The sequence below is a fragment of the Galbitalea soli genome (genome assembly GCF_010686725.1).
Lineage (GTDB): Bacteria > Actinomycetota > Actinomycetes > Actinomycetales > Microbacteriaceae > Galbitalea > Galbitalea soli.
On record NZ_JAAGWZ010000001.1, the window covers coordinates 805,271 to 820,169 of the forward strand.

Consider the following 14,899-nt stretch of genomic DNA (forward strand, 5'->3'; position numbering starts at 1 on the left):
GGGGAAGGCGGGGTGACCCTACTCGTCGGATCCGATCTCGGCGAGGCGGGCCTCTTCATCGGCACGGATGCACGACTCGATGACGGGTTCGAGAGCGCCGTTCATGACGGCGTCGAGGTTGTACGCCTTGTACCCCGTGCGGTGATCGGCGATGCGATTCTCGGGGAAGTTGTAGGTACGAATGCGCTCAGAGCGATCCATCGTGCGGATCTGGCTCTTGCGCGCCGCGGAGGACACCGCGTCGGCCTCCTCTTGGTACCGGGCCAGGATGCGCGCCCGCAGCACCCGCATCCCCGCTTCGCGGTTCTGAAGCTGGCTCTTCTCGTTCTGCATCGCGACCACGATTCCGGTGGGGAGGTGGGTGATGCGCACGGCGGAGTCGGTCGTGTTGACGGACTGCCCGCCCGGGCCGCTCGACCGGTACACGTCGATCTTGAGGTCGTTCTGGTTGATCTCGACCTCCTCCGGCTCATCCGCCTCGGGGAAGACGAGCACGCCGGTCGTCGAGGTGTGGATGCGCCCCTGCGACTCCGTCGCCGGGACCCGCTGCACGCGGTGCACGCCACCCTCGTACTTCAGGTGCGCCCAGACTCCCTGCGAAGGGTCGGTCACGTTGGCTTTGAATGCGACCTGCACGTCTTTGTAGCCCCCGAGATCACTCTCGGTGCGGTCGAGCAGCTCGTACTTCCAGCCCTTCGACTCGGCGTAGTGCATGTACATACGCAGGAGGTCCGCGGCGAAGAGGGCGCTCTCGGCGCCGCCTTCGCCTCCCTTGATCTCCATTATCACGTCACGTCCGTCGTCGGGATCGCGCGGGATCAACAGCCGGCGCAGGCGCTCCTGCTCCTCGGCGAGGTGCGCCTCGAGGGAGGGCACCTCCTCGGCGAACATCTCGTCCTCACGGGCGAGTTCGCGCGCGGCATCCAGATCGTCGCCGGCCTTCTGCCAGTCGGCGTAGGCGGCGGCGATGCGGCTGAGTTCGGCATAGCGCCGGTTGATCTTCTTGGCCCTGGCGGCGTCCGCGTGAACGGCGGGATCAGACAGTTGCTTCTGAAGATCCTCGTGCTCGGCCAGCAGCGTGGCTACTGACTCGAACATTCAGTCCTCTTTGTGCGCGTGGCCGTTGCCGCCGGTCGGCGCCGGGAGCGACTTCTGGATCTGCATGAGGAACTCGACGTTCGACGAGGTCTCCTTCAGCTTGCCGAGAACGATCTCGAGGGCCTGCTGCTGCTCAAGCCCGGCGAGAGCCCGGCGAAGCTTCCAGGTGACCTTGACCTCGTCGGCGCCCATGAGCATCTCCTCGCGGCGCGTGCCCGAGGCGTTCACGTCGACCGCCGGGAAGATCCGCTTGTCGGCGAGCGCACGCGACAGGCGCAGCTCCATGTTGCCGGTGCCCTTGAACTCCTCGAAGATGACCTCGTCCATCTTGGATCCGGTCTCGACGAGCGCAGTCGCGAGGATGGTCAGCGAGCCGCCGTCCTCGATGTTGCGGGCCGCGCCGAAGAAGCGCTTCGGCGGGTACAGCGCCGACGAGTCGACCCCACCCGAGAGGATGCGGCCGGACGCCGGCGCGGTGATGTTGTAGGCGCGACCGAGGCGGGTGATCGAGTCGAGGAGCACAACGACGTCGTGACCGAGTTCGACGAGTCGCTTCGCGCGCTCGATAGCGAGCTCGGCGACCGTCGTGTGGTCTTCGGCCGGACGGTCGAAGGTCGAGGCGATGACCTCGCCCTTGACCGTGCGCTGCATGTCGGTGACCTCTTCGGGCCGCTCGTCGACGAGCACCACCATGAGGTGGACCTCAGGGTTGTTCTTCGCGATCGCGTTGGCGATCGCCTGCAGAACCAGCGTCTTGCCCGCCTTGGGCGGAGACACGATGAGCCCGCGCTGGCCCTTCCCGATCGGCGACACGAGGTCGATGATGCGAGTGGACAGCTTCTGCGGCTCGGTCTCGAGACGCAGGCGCTCGGTCGGGTAGAGCGGGGTGAGCTTGCCGAATTCGACGCGGTTGGCCGCCTCCTCGACGGGAAGCCCGTTGACGGAGTCGATGCGAACGATCGCGTTGTACTTCTGACGACCCTGGTTGTTGTCGCCCTCCCGCGGCTGGCGGATGGCACCGACGACGGCGTCACCCTTGCGGAGGTTGTGCTTCTTCACCTGGCCGAGCGAGACGTAAACGTCGTTGGCGCCGGGCAGGTACCCGCTCGTGCGAACGAAGGCGTAGTTGTCGAGCACATCGAGGATGCCCGCCACGGGGATGAGCACGTCGTCGTCGCTGATCTCGGGCTCGAAGTCGTCGCCCACCGGGCCACGACCGCGCTTGCGATCGCGGTAGCGATTGCGCCCGCTGCGCTCGTTCTCCTGCGCCTCGGCCTGAGCCTGCTGCTGCTGGCGGTTGCTCTGCTGGCCATTCTGCTGCTGGCCGCCCTGCTGGCGATCCTGCTGCTGACGGTCACCCTGCTGCTGACCGTTCTGCTGACGATCCTGCTGCTGAGCGTTCTGCTGGGCGCCGCCCTGCTGGCGGTCGTTCTGCTGCTGGCCGTTCTGCTGGCGATCTCCGCGACCGCGGCCGCGGCCGCGCGAGTTGCGCGTCTGGCCGCCCTCGTTCTGCTCGGACTCGGCATCCGCGGTGTCGATCGCCTGGGCGACGGGCGCCTCGGAGACGGCAGTCTCGGCGACGGCGCTCTGCGCCGCGGGAGCCTGGGTCTCGCTCTCGGCGAGCTGTTCGGCGACGTGCGCGCCGGCGGAGACCGGTGCGGCGTCGGCAGCCGCGGCGCGCGCCTCGGCGTCCGCCGTCGTGGCGCGACGCGGGGCGCGCTTGCGAGCGGGAGGCGCACTCGGCGACTCGACCTCGGCCGGCGCGGTCGCGTCGGCGGCGGCCTCGACCGCAGGCGACTCGACCGGAGCCGACTCGACTGGAGCCGACTCGACCGCAGCCGACTCGACCGCAGCGGACTCGGCGACGGGCACCTCGGCGATGACGGCGTCCGGCTGCGACTGCGCGGCCGCGTCGTCGCTCACGGCCACTGCCGCATCGTCGTTCTGGTTCTGGATCTCGTTGAGTGCGTCCACGAGCTCTCCTTTGCGAAGTTTGGACGCGCCGACCAGGCCGCGCTCGCCGGCCAGAGCAAGGAGCTCGGGAAGGCGGAGGGCGCTGAGTGCAGCGCGGGAATCCGCGCCAGAGGCGCGGACGTTGACATCAGTCACGGAAAAGGGTTCCTTTCGACTCTGAGTCATAGAACATCTCAGAGGTAAGCGCACCGCATGTTCGCGGCGGGTACTGGCCTAAACCGTTTGGGCGAGGGATCTCACGCATTGGATCTCGAACCAACACAGCGCGGGCTAACACAGCGCGGGTTAGCGATTGCTAGATAAATTGCTACCCGGGTACCTTCTGGCTAGGCCAGAGCTTCTACCGGGTGCGGCACCACTGTAGCACCTTTGAAGTCGACGGCCAGCATCAGCGATTGCCATGGGGTGTCGGAGTTGCGCGCCACCAGGTCGGCGGCGACGAGTCGCGCGGCAGGATCACTGCACAGCACGAGGATGGATGGTCCGGCACCGGAGACGACGGCCGGGAGACCGTGCGTGCGCAAGACCCGGATCAGAGCATCCGTCTCGGGCATGGCGCTCGCGCGGTAGTTCTGGTGGAGCTTGTCCTCGGTGGCGGCCAGCAGGAGCTCGGGGCTCTGAATAAGCGCCGCAATGAGAAGCGCCGAGCGCGAGACATTGAAGATGGCGTCCTCGTGTGGCACGGAGCTGGGCTGAAGGCTGCGGGCCAGCGCCGTCGACATCGTGGTCTCGGGCACGCAGACGAGCGGCGAGACGCCGCGGTGCACGATGAGCTTCTTGTGGCGAGGGCCTTCGGGGGTCATCCAGGCGATGGTCAGCCCGCCGAACAGCGCCGGGGCGACGTTGTCGGGATGACCTTCCATCTCGGTCGCGAGAGCCAGGAGCCCCTGCGCGTCGATCTCGACCACGCCCTCCAGCAGCCCCTTCGCCGCCATGATGCCGGAGACGATGGCCGCGCCGGACGACCCGAGTCCGCGACCGTGCGGGATCGAGTTGCGCGCGACGAGGTGCAACCCCGGCAGCGGCTGCCCGTAGGCGCGGAAGGTGTGCGCGATGGCGGTGACGACGAGATTGCTCTCGTCGGTGGGCACCTCGCCCGCTCCGACGCCGATGACCTCCACGAACGCGCCCGCAGCCTCGCGCACGGTGACTGTGAGCTCGTCGTACAGCGAGAGTGCGAGCCCGAGCGTGTCGAATCCGGGCCCGAGGTTCGCGGTCGTGGCCGGAACCTTGACGAGCACCGAGCGCCCGACGGGTACGGTCATTGCTTGCTCAGCCCGAGCACGCCCGCGATCTCGGCGGTGTCGACGGGCACGATGGTCGGTGCGACGTCCGAGCCGTCGGCGGTGCGGAGCGCCCACTGCGGATCCTTGAGGCCGTGACCCGTGACGGTGAGCACGACGACCGAGCCACTCGGGATCTGGCCCGCTTCGCTGCGCTCGAGCAGCCCCGCCACGCTGATGGCGGACGCCGGCTCGACGAAGATGCCGACCTCGGCGGAGAGGATGCGGTGGGCCTCGAGGATCTTCGCGTCGCTGATCGCGCCGAAGTAGCCGTCGCTCGTCTCGCGGGCCTCGGTGGCGAGGTGCCAGGAGGCGGGGTTGCCGATGCGGATCGCGCTGGCGATCGTCTCGGGGTGCTTGACGACGTGCCCGAGCACGATCGGCGCACTGCCCTCGGCCTGGAATCCGTACATCCGCGGCAGCTTCGTCGCCTCGCCGCGGGCGAGCTCTTCGCGGTAGCCGCGGAAGTAGGCGGTGTAATTGCCCGCGTTGCCGACCGGCACGATGTGGATGTCCGGCGCATCCCCGAGCACTTCGACGACCTCGAACGCCGCCGTCTTCTGCCCCTCGATCCGGTCGGGGTTGACCGAGTTGACCAGGTGCACGGGATAGTTCGCGGCGAGGTCGCGGGCGATGTCGAGACAGTCGTCGAAGTTGCCCTGCACCTGGAGGAGCTGCGCGTTGTGCGCGATGGCCTGGCTGAGCTTGCCCATCGCGATCTTGCCCTCGGGCACGAGCACGGCGGCCGTGATGCCGGCGTGCGTCGCGTACGCCGCGGCGGAGGCGGAGGTGTTGCCGGTCGAGGCGCAGATGACGGCCTTCGCCCCGTGCTCGACGGCCTTGGAGATGGCCATGGTCATCCCGCGGTCTTTGAACGAGCCGGTGGGGTTCATGCCCTCGAACTTGACGTAGACACGCGCCCCGGTGCGAGCGGACAGTGCCGGCGCGGGGATGAGCGGAGTGCCACCCTCGCCGAGCGTGACGATCGGAGTGGCCTCAGAGATGTCGAGGCGGTCGGCGTATTCGCGGAGCACTCCGCGCCATTGGTGGGCCACTTACAGTCCTTCAACTCTCAGTACAGACACCACGGCGCTCACCACGGGCGATTCGTCGACGGCGGCGACGGTCGCAGCGAGCGCGGCCTCGGATGCCGCGTGGGTGCCAATGACAAGGGTAGCGGTGGCGCGGGGGCCGTCCGCACCGGACTCGACCGAGGTGACGGATTGCGTCACGGCCTCGACCGACACACCGTGGTCGCTGAACATGCTCGCGATGGTGGCGAGCACGCCGGGCTGGTCGATCACCTGGAGGGTGATCTGGTACCGGGTGGTGACGCTCGCGATGGGCAGCACGGGAAGGTTGGCATGCGTGGATTCCGCGACACCCGGACCGCCGATGACGTGCCGTCGCGCCGCCGAGACGAGGTCGCCGAGCACCGCGGACGCGGTCTCGCGGCCGCCCGCCCCGGCACCGTAGAACATGAGGTCGCCCGCCGCCTCGGCCTCGACGAAGACCGCGTTGTTGGCGCCGTGCACGGCCGCCAGGGGGTGGCTGATCGGGATGAGCGCGGGGTAGACGCGCGCGCTCACTCCGTCGACGCCGGTCTCTGCATCGGTGAGGCGCTCGCAGATCGCGAGCAGCTTCACGACGTAGCCGGCTTTCCGCGCCGACTCGACCTCGTCGCGCGTGATCTCGGTGATTCCCTCGCGGTAGACCGACTCGAGCGGCACGGTGGTGTGGAAGGCGAGGCTCGCGAGGATGGCGACCTTCTGTGCGGCGTCGTATCCGCCGATGTCGGCCGTCGGGTCGGCCTCGGCGTAGCCGAGCGCGGTCGCCGTGGCGAGGGCCGACTCGAGCGACGCACCCTCGCGGTCCATGAGGTCGAGAATGAAGTTGGTGGTCCCGTTGACGATCCCCAGGATGCGCGCGACCCGGTCGCCCGCCAGGCTGTCGCGCAGCGGGCGGATGATCGGAATCGCTCCCCCGACGGCCGCCTCGTAGTACAACTGAGCACCCACCTGCTCCGCCGCCTCGAAGAGTTCGGGACCGTGCGTTGCCAGCAGCGCTTTGTTGGCGGTGATGACGTCGGCGCCGGAGTTGATGGCCTGCAGGATGAGCGTGCGCGCAGGCTCCAGCCCGCCCATGAGCTCGATGACGATGTCGGCGCCCAGGATGAGCGACTCGGCGTCGGTGGTGAGCAGCTCGCGCGGGATCGCGGGCGTGCGCGGGGCATCCAGGTCTCGCACGGCGACGCCGATGAGCTCGAGGCCGGCGCCGACTCGATTCGCCAGTTCCTCACCGTGCTCGAGCAGGAGGGACGCCACGGATGCGCCGACGCTGCCCCCGCCGAGGAGGGCGATGCGCAGATTGCGGTACTCGATCATGGGGTCTCCTGTCCGGCGTCGCGGCGGAGGAGATCGTCTTCCGTCTCGCGACGTATGAGCACGTGCGCGGCGCCGTCGCGCACGGCGACCACGGCCGCACGGCCCACGTAGTTGTAATTGTTGCTGAGCGACCAGCAGTAGGCCCCCGTCGCGGGCACCGCGAGCAGGTCGCCGGGGTGAACGTCTGCGGGGAGGTACTCCGCGCGCACGACGATGTCGCCGCTCTCGCAGTGCTTGCCGGCGACGCGCACGAGCGCGGGCTCGGCGTCAGACCGTCGCCCGGCGATGCGCGCCGAGTAGTCGGCGCCGTAGAGCGCGGGCCGGATGTTGTCACTCATGCCGCCATCGACGGAGACGTACCGGCGCACCGCGGTCTCGCCCGTGTCGCCGACGCTGACCTCGACGTCTTTGATCGTGCCGACCTCGTACAGCGTCGTGCCCGCGGGACCGATGATCGAGCGTCCGGGCTCGATCGCGACGACGGGCACCGGCACGCCGCGCTCCGCTGCCGCACCGGCGACGATGTCGGCGAAACGCCGGGCGATCTCGTCGAGCGGAAGCGCGACGTCGACGCTCGTGTAGGCGATACCGAATCCGCCACCGAGATTGAGCTCGGGCACCGGGCCGTCGGCCAACAGCGCGACGTGGAGGTCGAACAGTCGACGGGCCGCCTCGGCGAAGCCGTCGGACTCGAAGATCTGGGATCCGATGTGCGAGTGGAGACCGAGGAACTCGAGATTCGCGTGGGAGCGGATGAGCGCCACGACCTCGGCCGCGTCCGCGAGCGGGATCCCGAACTTCTGGTCCTCCCGGGCCGTCGCCAGGTACTCGTGCGTGGAGGCGTGCACCCCGCTGTTGATGCGCAGTCGAACGCGCTGCACCCGCCCGTGACGCTCCGCAGCGGCCGCGACGCGGGCCACCTCGATCACGCTGTCGATCACGATCGCCCCGATGCCCGCGCCGACCGCGCGATCGATCTCGGAGAGGCTCTTGTTATTGCCGTGCAGGCCGAGACGCGCGGGGTCGGCGCCGGCGGCGAGCGCGACGGCGAGCTCGCCACCCGTGCACACATCGATGTTGAGACCCGCGTCGAGCATCCACCGGGCGACCTCGATCGAGAGGAACGCCTTGCCCGCGTAGTAGACCTTCGCGGCCGAGCCCACGCGCGCGAACTCGCGGTCGAACGACTCGCGGATGGTGCGGGCCCGCGTGCGGGCATCCGTCTCATCGACCACGTAGAGGGGTGTGCCGTACTCGGCAGCGAGGGCGGACGCGGGCACCCCGGCGATCTGGAGCTCACCGGATGCGCTGCGGCTGCTGCCCGTCGACCACACGGTGGGCGCGAGAGCGTTCGCGTCATCGGGCCGGCTGAGCCAGGACGGAGCGAGCGGATGGGCAGACACGGATGACCTCACGGAATGTCGGTTGAGTGAGGCGAGCGAACCCGGCTTGGTCCCTGAAGCCGACACCATGATACGGGAGTTCGGGAGTCAGCCGTTCGAGGGGCAGCTGCCGCGGGTGGCGAATTCGGCGGCACTCAGCTTCGCGCCATCGCCCTGCAGACCGATGACCAGCCGCCCGCTCGTCACGGCGACCGAGTCGAGGGTCAGCGCCTTCGGCAGGGCGTTCGCGACGCAGAGCCGCTGCGCCGACACGATCTGGCCGATCACGGAGCCGGCGATTCCCGCCTTGACCTGCGCGATGCTGAGCCTGCTGCCGTTGAGGATCACCGCGTCGGGCGTGAAGACGAGATCGCCCTTCGACGCGCTCGGAGCGAGGTCGAGGGCGACCGGCACGCGGGTGCCGAAGATCGTGAGGGTGGTGGCGATCCGCACGACACGGCCCGGCAGGCTGACCGTGGGAGCGGCCACGCCCGCGTTCTTCTCGATCACGGCGGCGAGGGACGCCTGGGTGACGGTCGCGTCGATGTGCAGGGTGCGCAGAGGCTTCGCGGTGTCGAGCGGCACGCCCGTCGCGGTGACCACGGCAGACGCCCGGAGGGAGTCGATGGTGAGCGAGTCGACGGTCACCCTGGCCCGATCGATTCGGCCGGCGATCGCCTGCAGGATGACCGAACCGCCGCCCAGATCGACGTGGACGAGCTTCTCCGACGGCAGCCCCAGGCCCTTCACCACGCTCGACCGCACGTAGTTGTCGGCGTACTGCCGGGCGAACACCTCCGCCGCGACGGCGGCCGCGGCGAGCACCGCTACGACGATGAGCAGCGCGATGACGACGCGCCGTCCGCGATGGGATCGCCGCGGAGCCGGCCGGATGATCGTGGTGGTGGTGGTCATCGGGTCACATCCGCTCCGGGGCGCTCACGCCCAGCAGCGCGAGCGCGTTGCGCAGCACGACGCCCGTCGCGTCGTTCAGCCACAGCCTCGTGCGATGGAGGTCGGTGACCGGCTCGTCGCCCTGCGGCGCGACCCGGCACGAGTCGTACCAGCGGTGATAGGCCCCGGCGAGCTCCTCGCTGTAACGGGCGATGCGGTGCGGTTCGCGCAGCTCGGCCGCCTGGCGCACGACGCGCGGGAACTCGGCGAGGTTGCCTAGCAGCACGCTCTCGGTCTCGTGCGTCAGGAGCGCGGCGTCGAAGGCGCTGCGATCGACGCCCACCGCGATCGCGTTGCGGGCAACCGCGTTGGTGCGGGCGTGCGCGTACTGCACGTAGAAGACGGGATTGTCGTTGGTCTTGCGACTCCACTGATCCAGGTCGATATCGATCTGCGAGTCGATGGAACTGCGCACGAGGGCGTACCGCGCGGCATCCACCCCGACCGCGTCGACGAGGTCTTCGAGCACGACGACGGTACCGGCTCGCTTGCTCATGCGCTGCGGCACCCCGTCGCGCACGAGGTTGACGAGCTGGCCGATCATGATCTCGAGGTTGTAATACGGCGTGTCGCCGAAGGCGGCGGTCATGGCCATGAGCCTGCGCACGTACCCGTGGTGGTCGGCACCGAGCATGATGATGTTGCGCTCGAAGCCCCGCTCCCGCTTGTTGAGGTAATAGGCAAGGTCGCCCGAGATGTAGCCGGCATCTCCGTCGCTCTTGATGACCACGCGATCCTTGTCATCGCCGTAGTCGGTGGAGCGGAACCATGTCGCTCCGTCGGCCTCGTAGATCGCGCCGAGTTCGCGCAGTCGATCGATCGCGTGCTCGACCGCGCCGCTCTCGTGGAGCTCGTTCTCGTGGAAGTAGACGTCGAACGCGACCCCGAAGTCGAGGAGGCTCTTCTTGATGTCGCCGAACATGAACTCGACTCCGACGGAGCGGAACACCTCCTGCACCTCCGCGCGGTCGGGGATGTCTGCGAGCTCCCCCGGGTACGCATCGACGACGCGCGCCGCGATCTCCTCGATGTACTGGCCCGCGTAGCCGTCCTCGGGGGTGGGCTCGCCCAGCCAGCTGGCGATGAGGCTCCGTGCGAAGCGATCGATCTGCGCCCCGTGGTCGTTGAAGTAGTACTCGCGCGTCACCAGGCCGCCCTGCGACTGGAACACCCGGGCGAGACTGTCGCCGACCGCGGCCCAGCGCACCCCGCCGATGTGGATCGGCCCGGTGGGGTTGGCGCTCACGAATTCCAGGTTCATGGTCACGCCGGCGTAGAGGTCGCCGCGCCCGTAGTCGGCGCCCGCCTCCACGATCACCCTGGCGAGCGCGCCCGCAGCGGCGGCGTCGAGGGTGATGTTGATGAAGCCCGGACCGGCGACGTCGACCGCGGCGATGCCCTCGGTCGCGGCGAGCTCGGTGGCGATCTCTTCGGCGAGCACCCGCGGCGCCACGCCGAGCGGTTTCGCCAACTTCATCGCGATGTTGGAGGCCCAGTCCCCGTGATCACGGTTGCGGGGCCGCTCCAGCGGCACATCGCCGATCCCGACGGCCACCTCCGCGCCTCGCCGCCCGAGCACGCGGGTCACGACGGCGAGCAGGGTGGCGGAGAGGTCTGCAGGATTCACGGGAGACCAATCTACCGTGGGGCGGCGGGTGCCTGCCCGCGGCCGGGGCCGGTCATCCGAGTTGAATGCGCTCGTAACCGTCGTCGTAGGGCAGGGAGTCCGCGGCCACCGTGACGAGCATCGACATGACGGAGAGGTCGGTCCAGTTGCTGGTGAGCCAGGCGGTGTCGGCGGCGTCGCGGCCCGTCGAGATGCGCAGCATGCTCTGCCGGGGGGCGAGGTGGGTGGCGTCGACGAGCCACCACGCGCCGTCCACGAACGCCTCGACCACGGCGTGGAAGTCCATCGGGCTGAGTCCGGGCGCGAAGACCGCGACCATGCGGGCGGGCACCTCCATTGCGCGGAGCAGCGCGATCGTCAGGTGGGCGAAATCGCGACAGACGCCCTGTCGGTTGTAGAGCGTGCGCGCGGCGCCGTCGGTCGGCAGGCTCGACCCCGAGACGTAGGCGAGTCGCTCGAACACCCAGTCGACGACCGCCTGCACGAGCACGTGGCCGCTGAGCCCGCGGAACTCGGAGCGCGCGGTAGGCGTGAGGAGGTCGGACTCGCAGTAGCGGCTCGGACGCAGGTAGGTGATGAGATCGCGCTCGTCCACGGGTGGGGGCGCGGCACGCCCCGCAACCTCGAGCGCGTAGTCGACGCTCAGCGGCCCGCGCCCCGTGACGAAGGTGTGGAGGCGGGTGCCGTGCACATCGACGATCTCGCGTGCCTGCTGGGGCACGCCCGCGAGGGAGAAGTCGAGCCGTTCGCTCACGATCTCCGCCCCGAGCGCCGGAGTCATGCTGAACACCATGTTCGTGTGACCCTGGATGGCGAGCTCGAGGTGCACGGAGATGGTTCGCAGCATCCCCCGATGATGTCATGCCGCGCGGCACGGGACGTTACGGCCAGATGAAGCCGTGCGTCCACTCCCCCGCGGCCCGCGAGTACCGCACCCGCACCTGGTCGCGCTCGCGCTCCGCCTGCCAGAACTCGACGGTATGCGGGATGACCCGGTACGCCGTCCACGCCTCCGGAACGTACCCCGGCTCGGCCTCCAGCCGTGCGCGTGCCGCCGCCACCTCGGCCTCGACGTCGCCGAGGGGTTCACTCTGCCGGCCCGCCATCGCCCTCGCGCGCGCCTCGGGACGCCGCGCCAGGAAGTCGGCGGCGGCGACCTCACGCGACCCGGCCACGGCATCCCCCGTCACCCGCACCTGACGCCCCTGCTCGCGCCAGTGGACGACGATCGCGACGTGGGGGTTCTCGGCGATGTCCACGCCCTTCGGGCTCGTCGACAGGGAGGCGAACCAGAGCGACGACTCATCGAGGTCTTTGAGCAGGAGGGTCCGCGCCGAGGGTACCCCCTCCGCGGAGGCGGTCGCGAGCGTCATCGCGTTCGGCTGCAGCACGCGCGCCGCGATGGCCGCATCCAGCCACTCGCGGAAGAGCTGCAGCGGATCGCCCGGCAGCGCGTCGGTGTCGAAGCGCGGAAGTTCCTGCGGGTACACGGTGAGCGCCCGCAGGCGGTCGCGCATCGAGTCGCTCTGATCCATGCTGCTAATCTAGCTAGGCACTGAGCCCCCATAGCTCAGGGGATAGAGCACTGCCCTCCGGAGGCAGGGGCGCAAGTTCGAATCTTGCTGGGGGCACCGCCTGACTTCCCCGCCGAGCCCCACGATCGTGGATGCGGCGCGCCACCGCCTGCGACAGGATGGTCGCGGTGCGCTGAATGCACCGTCAGACCTCTGGAGGGACACCATGGCCGTTCGCGTCGATCTCAACATCTCCCTGGACGGTGTCGCCGCCCCCGCCGACCAGACGCCCGACAACCCGATGGGCGAGGACTGGGGACGCCTCGTCGCCGCCTACACCGCCACCAAGACCTTCCGCGAACGCGTGCTGCACGACGACTCCGGCCAGGGCACGACCGGGGTGGATGACCGCTACGGCCGCGCGTACTTCGAGGGCATCGGCGCCGAGATCATGGGGGCCGCCATGTTCGGCTTTCATTCCTTCCCCGACGACCCCGACTGGCGCGGGTGGTGGGGCGAGGAGCCGCCCTTCGGCGTTCCGGTCATCGTGCTCACGCACCGCGAGCACGCCGACATCGAGTTCGACAACGGAACCCGGTTCGAGTTCCTGAATGCGACCCCGGAGGAGGCGCTCGCGCGAGCGCGCGAGTACGCGGGTGACCTCGATGTGCGCGTCGGCGGCGGAGTGAGCGTCGTGCGCAGCTTCCTCGCGGCCGGGCTCGTCGACCAGTTGCACGTGATGGTCTCGCCGGTCATCCTCGGTCGCGGGGTTCGACTGTTCGACGAGCTGCGCGGGCTGGACCTCGGGTACACCGTCAGCTCGGAGCTGTCGGAGAGCGGCGCCATCCACGTGACTTTCGCGCGCTGAGTCGCGGCCCGCGGCGGCAGCGACGCCTGTCGTTCAGCGCGAGGTGAATCGCCGCCCCGTGATGGTCTTCGGACTGATGCGCACGTAGTTCCACTTCTCGGTGGGCGCCTGCGACTTGAGAAGGGCGATGCCGGAGGCGTGGATCTCGGAATCGAAGGCGAGACGCTCCGCGTCACCGCGCACGACAACGCTCCAGCGCCGGCGCTCGTGCACGCCGTCGACCTCGAACGCGACGAACGGCGAGGCGGTCACGTCGACCAATTTCTGCCCCGGCGCGCTGCGGAAGTACACGGCACCGTTCGAGACGACGTAGTTCACCGGATAGATATCGACGCCGTCCTTCGCGAGGACGGCGAGCCGCCCCAGCTTCTCGCCGGCCAGCAGCTCCCAGCACTCCGTCTCGGGGACCTCCTCGATGGTGTGCGCCGTGGGGGTGTCGTGGCTGGGATCCGCGGTCATGGTGCGTCCTTCCGAGAGCCGGCTGTGCAGCCGCAGTGCCAGTCTGCCCGCCCCCGGCTCCCGACCGCTACCGCGACCGCGCCGCAACTGCCGCCGCGACCCCCGCCGCGGGCGGGCGACAAAGGAAATGCCCAGCGGGCCGGTGGGGGCACGAGCCGGGCTGGGCATTCCTTCGCCGTGCGGAAGAACTCCGGGCGGCAGCGACCGAGACGCGCGTTCCCGGCAGATTTCGGGGGCTGCCTAGTGGGACGCGGGTTCGGTGCGGTATCGAGTTATCGGATGGGAAACGAGTGAAACGCTACTCCCACCAGCTAAAACGCCGAAGGGGCGCGCCGGTGTCCCCGGTAAATTTTCGGTAACGAACGAGAGCCCGCGGAGTGGAGGTGGGCGGCAGGATGTACCCGAATCTGCCACCCACCCGCGCCCAAAATTGCGGGGGCACAGCGGTCGGCTACCCAGGCCTGGCCGCTGGCACGAACATATCCGCCGATGGGAGCTGTGGAGCCTACCGACACCCCGGCTTTTCGCGCATTTTCGCGGTTTTTTATGGATTGTGAACGAGCACGCCCCCGGCGATGAGGCGCCCGCCCTCTGCGACGGCCGCCCACCGACAGCTACCGCGCAGCGCTGCCCCGCCCGGGTTCTTCCGTGAGGTGGAGGCCGCCGGCGTGATTGGCCGCTTTGGAGAGCTCGTCCAGCCACTCCCTGTTGACGGCGTGGCGCTGGGCACTGGAGAAGCGGAAATACAGGGGAATCGAGTGGTGCAGCCAGACACTGCTTCGACCATCGCCCACTGCGCCGTCGTCGCGCCAGGTGAGGAAGAACCCCTCTCGTCTGCGCAGCTTCGCCGCGATCACGATCTGGAGGTGGGCGAGGGTTCGGTCGTCGATATCGACCTCGCGCCGGGGATCCCCGTACAGCAGCTTTCCCAGCGGTGTCGTCCTTCCCTGCGGCGCGCGCCGGGAGAGCTAGGGAAGATCGTCACCGAGTGCGTCGTTGTAATCGTTGCCCTCTGCATAGTAGACATTCGGCTGCGCATCGATCGGCTGCGGGTGGGGGCTTGACAGTCGCAGTGTCTTAAGCGACAACTCGTCGAGCACGGCCTCGTCGTCGGTCTCGTCGGTCAGCTGCGGTTCGGGCACGACGACGAGCTGACTCGCGGGACCGATGAGCAGTTGGGCGATGCCCGCGGTTCCGTCGGCGAGACGCACCGGAACCGCGATCGTGTCGGAGGTGACTCGCGAGGCGAGTGCCTCGGCGTACCGCACCACCGCATCCGCCGTTCGGTCGCCGGTCACAACGGAACCGCTCGCGTAGTAGATCCTCTTCATTCCCCCAGTGTTCGTGAGGGTTCCT

At 69.1% G+C, this 14,899-nt stretch carries 14 protein-coding genes and 1 tRNA gene; 2 read left to right on the forward strand and 13 right to left on the reverse strand.

Translation table 11 applies throughout. The features are described 5' to 3' along the window. Positions 1 to 18 precede the first annotated feature (18 nt). The 10 genes from prfA to G3T37_RS03815 form a co-directional block, all read right to left on the reverse strand. The gene (gene prfA, locus G3T37_RS03770; protein ID WP_163472114.1) at positions 19 to 1,098 is read right to left on the reverse strand and encodes a peptide chain release factor 1; all 1,080 of its coding nucleotides are present in this window, start codon (positions 1,096 to 1,098) and stop codon (positions 19 to 21) included. Continuing rightward, positions 1,099 to 3,237, reverse strand: coding sequence for a transcription termination factor Rho (gene rho / locus G3T37_RS03775; RefSeq protein WP_194241320.1), 2,139 nt, complete (start codon positions 3,235 to 3,237; stop codon positions 1,099 to 1,101). A gap of 161 nt (positions 3,238 to 3,398) precedes the next feature. Next, entirely contained in the window at positions 3,399 to 4,337 is a 939-nt protein-coding gene (gene thrB, locus G3T37_RS03780; protein ID WP_163472116.1) for a homoserine kinase, read from the reverse strand. Continuing rightward, positions 4,334 to 5,410 carry a threonine synthase gene (thrC, locus tag G3T37_RS03785; RefSeq protein WP_163472117.1) on the reverse strand — a complete coding sequence of 359 codons (1,077 nt, stop codon included), beginning with the start codon at positions 5,408 to 5,410 and terminating at the stop codon, positions 4,334 to 4,336. The genes thrB and thrC overlap by 4 nt, the downstream gene beginning before the upstream one ends. Then, positions 5,411 to 6,739: a homoserine dehydrogenase gene (locus tag G3T37_RS03790; RefSeq protein ID WP_163472118.1), complete on the reverse strand. Its 1,329-nt coding sequence runs from the start codon at positions 6,737 to 6,739 to the stop codon at positions 5,411 to 5,413. Next, complete coding sequence (gene lysA, locus G3T37_RS03795) at positions 6,736 to 8,142, reverse strand: diaminopimelate decarboxylase (protein WP_163472119.1); 1,407 nt, start codon at positions 8,140 to 8,142, stop codon at positions 6,736 to 6,738. Before lysA ends, G3T37_RS03790 begins: the two co-directional genes overlap by 4 nt. Positions 8,143 to 8,229: 87 nt before the next feature. Continuing rightward, entirely contained in the window at positions 8,230 to 9,036 is an 807-nt protein-coding gene (locus G3T37_RS03800) for an LmeA family phospholipid-binding protein (RefSeq protein ID WP_163472120.1), read from the reverse strand. A gap of 4 nt (positions 9,037 to 9,040) precedes the next feature. After that, positions 9,041 to 10,702: an arginine--tRNA ligase gene (gene argS, locus G3T37_RS03805; RefSeq protein WP_163472121.1), complete on the reverse strand. Its 1,662-nt coding sequence runs from the start codon at positions 10,700 to 10,702 to the stop codon at positions 9,041 to 9,043. A gap of 52 nt (positions 10,703 to 10,754) precedes the next feature. Next, entirely contained in the window at positions 10,755 to 11,549 is a 795-nt protein-coding gene (locus tag G3T37_RS03810; protein ID WP_163472122.1) for a transglutaminase-like domain-containing protein, read from the reverse strand. Between the two features lie 34 nt (positions 11,550 to 11,583). After that, positions 11,584 to 12,237 carry a pyridoxine/pyridoxamine 5'-phosphate oxidase gene (locus tag G3T37_RS03815; RefSeq protein WP_163472123.1) on the reverse strand — a complete coding sequence of 218 codons (654 nt, stop codon included), beginning with the start codon at positions 12,235 to 12,237 and terminating at the stop codon, positions 11,584 to 11,586. Between the two features lie 24 nt (positions 12,238 to 12,261). Here G3T37_RS03815 and G3T37_RS03820 point away from each other — a divergent pair. Then, positions 12,262 to 12,333 (forward strand) — tRNA-Arg (locus G3T37_RS03820). A gap of 109 nt (positions 12,334 to 12,442) precedes the next feature. Then, entirely contained in the window at positions 12,443 to 13,084 is a 642-nt protein-coding gene (locus G3T37_RS03825; protein ID WP_163472124.1) for a dihydrofolate reductase family protein, read from the forward strand. Positions 13,085 to 13,117: 33 nt separating this feature from the next. Here the strand turns inward: G3T37_RS03825 and G3T37_RS03830 are convergent, their stop codons facing one another. From G3T37_RS03830 to G3T37_RS03840, 3 genes are all read right to left on the reverse strand, one after another. After that, the gene (locus G3T37_RS03830) at positions 13,118 to 13,543 is read right to left on the reverse strand and encodes a pyridoxamine 5'-phosphate oxidase family protein (protein WP_163472125.1); all 426 of its coding nucleotides are present in this window, start codon (positions 13,541 to 13,543) and stop codon (positions 13,118 to 13,120) included. A 614-nt stretch (positions 13,544 to 14,157) separates the two neighbouring features. Beyond that, entirely contained in the window at positions 14,158 to 14,475 is a 318-nt protein-coding gene (locus G3T37_RS03835) for a DUF7882 family protein (RefSeq protein WP_163472579.1), read from the reverse strand. A gap of 36 nt (positions 14,476 to 14,511) precedes the next feature. Then, positions 14,512 to 14,874 (reverse strand): hypothetical protein, encoded by a 363-nt coding sequence (locus G3T37_RS03840; RefSeq protein WP_163472126.1) that lies wholly within the window; start codon positions 14,872 to 14,874, stop codon positions 14,512 to 14,514. Positions 14,875 to 14,899 lie beyond the last annotated feature (25 nt).

Coding starts and splice junctions, on each gene's coding strand:
- prfA (WP_163472114.1), bottom strand. CDS start 1,098: ATGTTCGAGTCAGTAGCCACGCTGCTGGCCGAGCACGAGGATCTTCAG.
- rho (WP_194241320.1), bottom strand. CDS start 3,237: ATGACTCAGAGTCGAAAGGAACCCTTTTCCGTGACTGATGTCAACGTC.
- thrB (WP_163472116.1), bottom strand. CDS start 4,337: ATGACCGTACCCGTCGGGCGCTCGGTGCTCGTCAAGGTTCCGGCCACG.
- G3T37_RS03790 (WP_163472118.1), bottom strand. CDS start 6,739: ATGATCGAGTACCGCAATCTGCGCATCGCCCTCCTCGGCGGGGGCAGC.
- G3T37_RS03800 (WP_163472120.1), bottom strand. CDS start 9,036: ATGACCACCACCACCACGATCATCCGGCCGGCTCCGCGGCGATCCCAT.
- G3T37_RS03810 (WP_163472122.1), bottom strand. CDS start 11,549: ATGCTGCGAACCATCTCCGTGCACCTCGAGCTCGCCATCCAGGGTCAC.
- G3T37_RS03815 (WP_163472123.1), bottom strand. CDS start 12,237: ATGGATCAGAGCGACTCGATGCGCGACCGCCTGCGGGCGCTCACCGTG.
- G3T37_RS03825 (WP_163472124.1), top strand. CDS start 12,443: ATGGCCGTTCGCGTCGATCTCAACATCTCCCTGGACGGTGTCGCCGCC.
- G3T37_RS03830 (WP_163472125.1), bottom strand. CDS start 13,543: ATGACCGCGGATCCCAGCCACGACACCCCCACGGCGCACACCATCGAG.
- G3T37_RS03840 (WP_163472126.1), bottom strand. CDS start 14,874: ATGAAGAGGATCTACTACGCGAGCGGTTCCGTTGTGACCGGCGACCGA.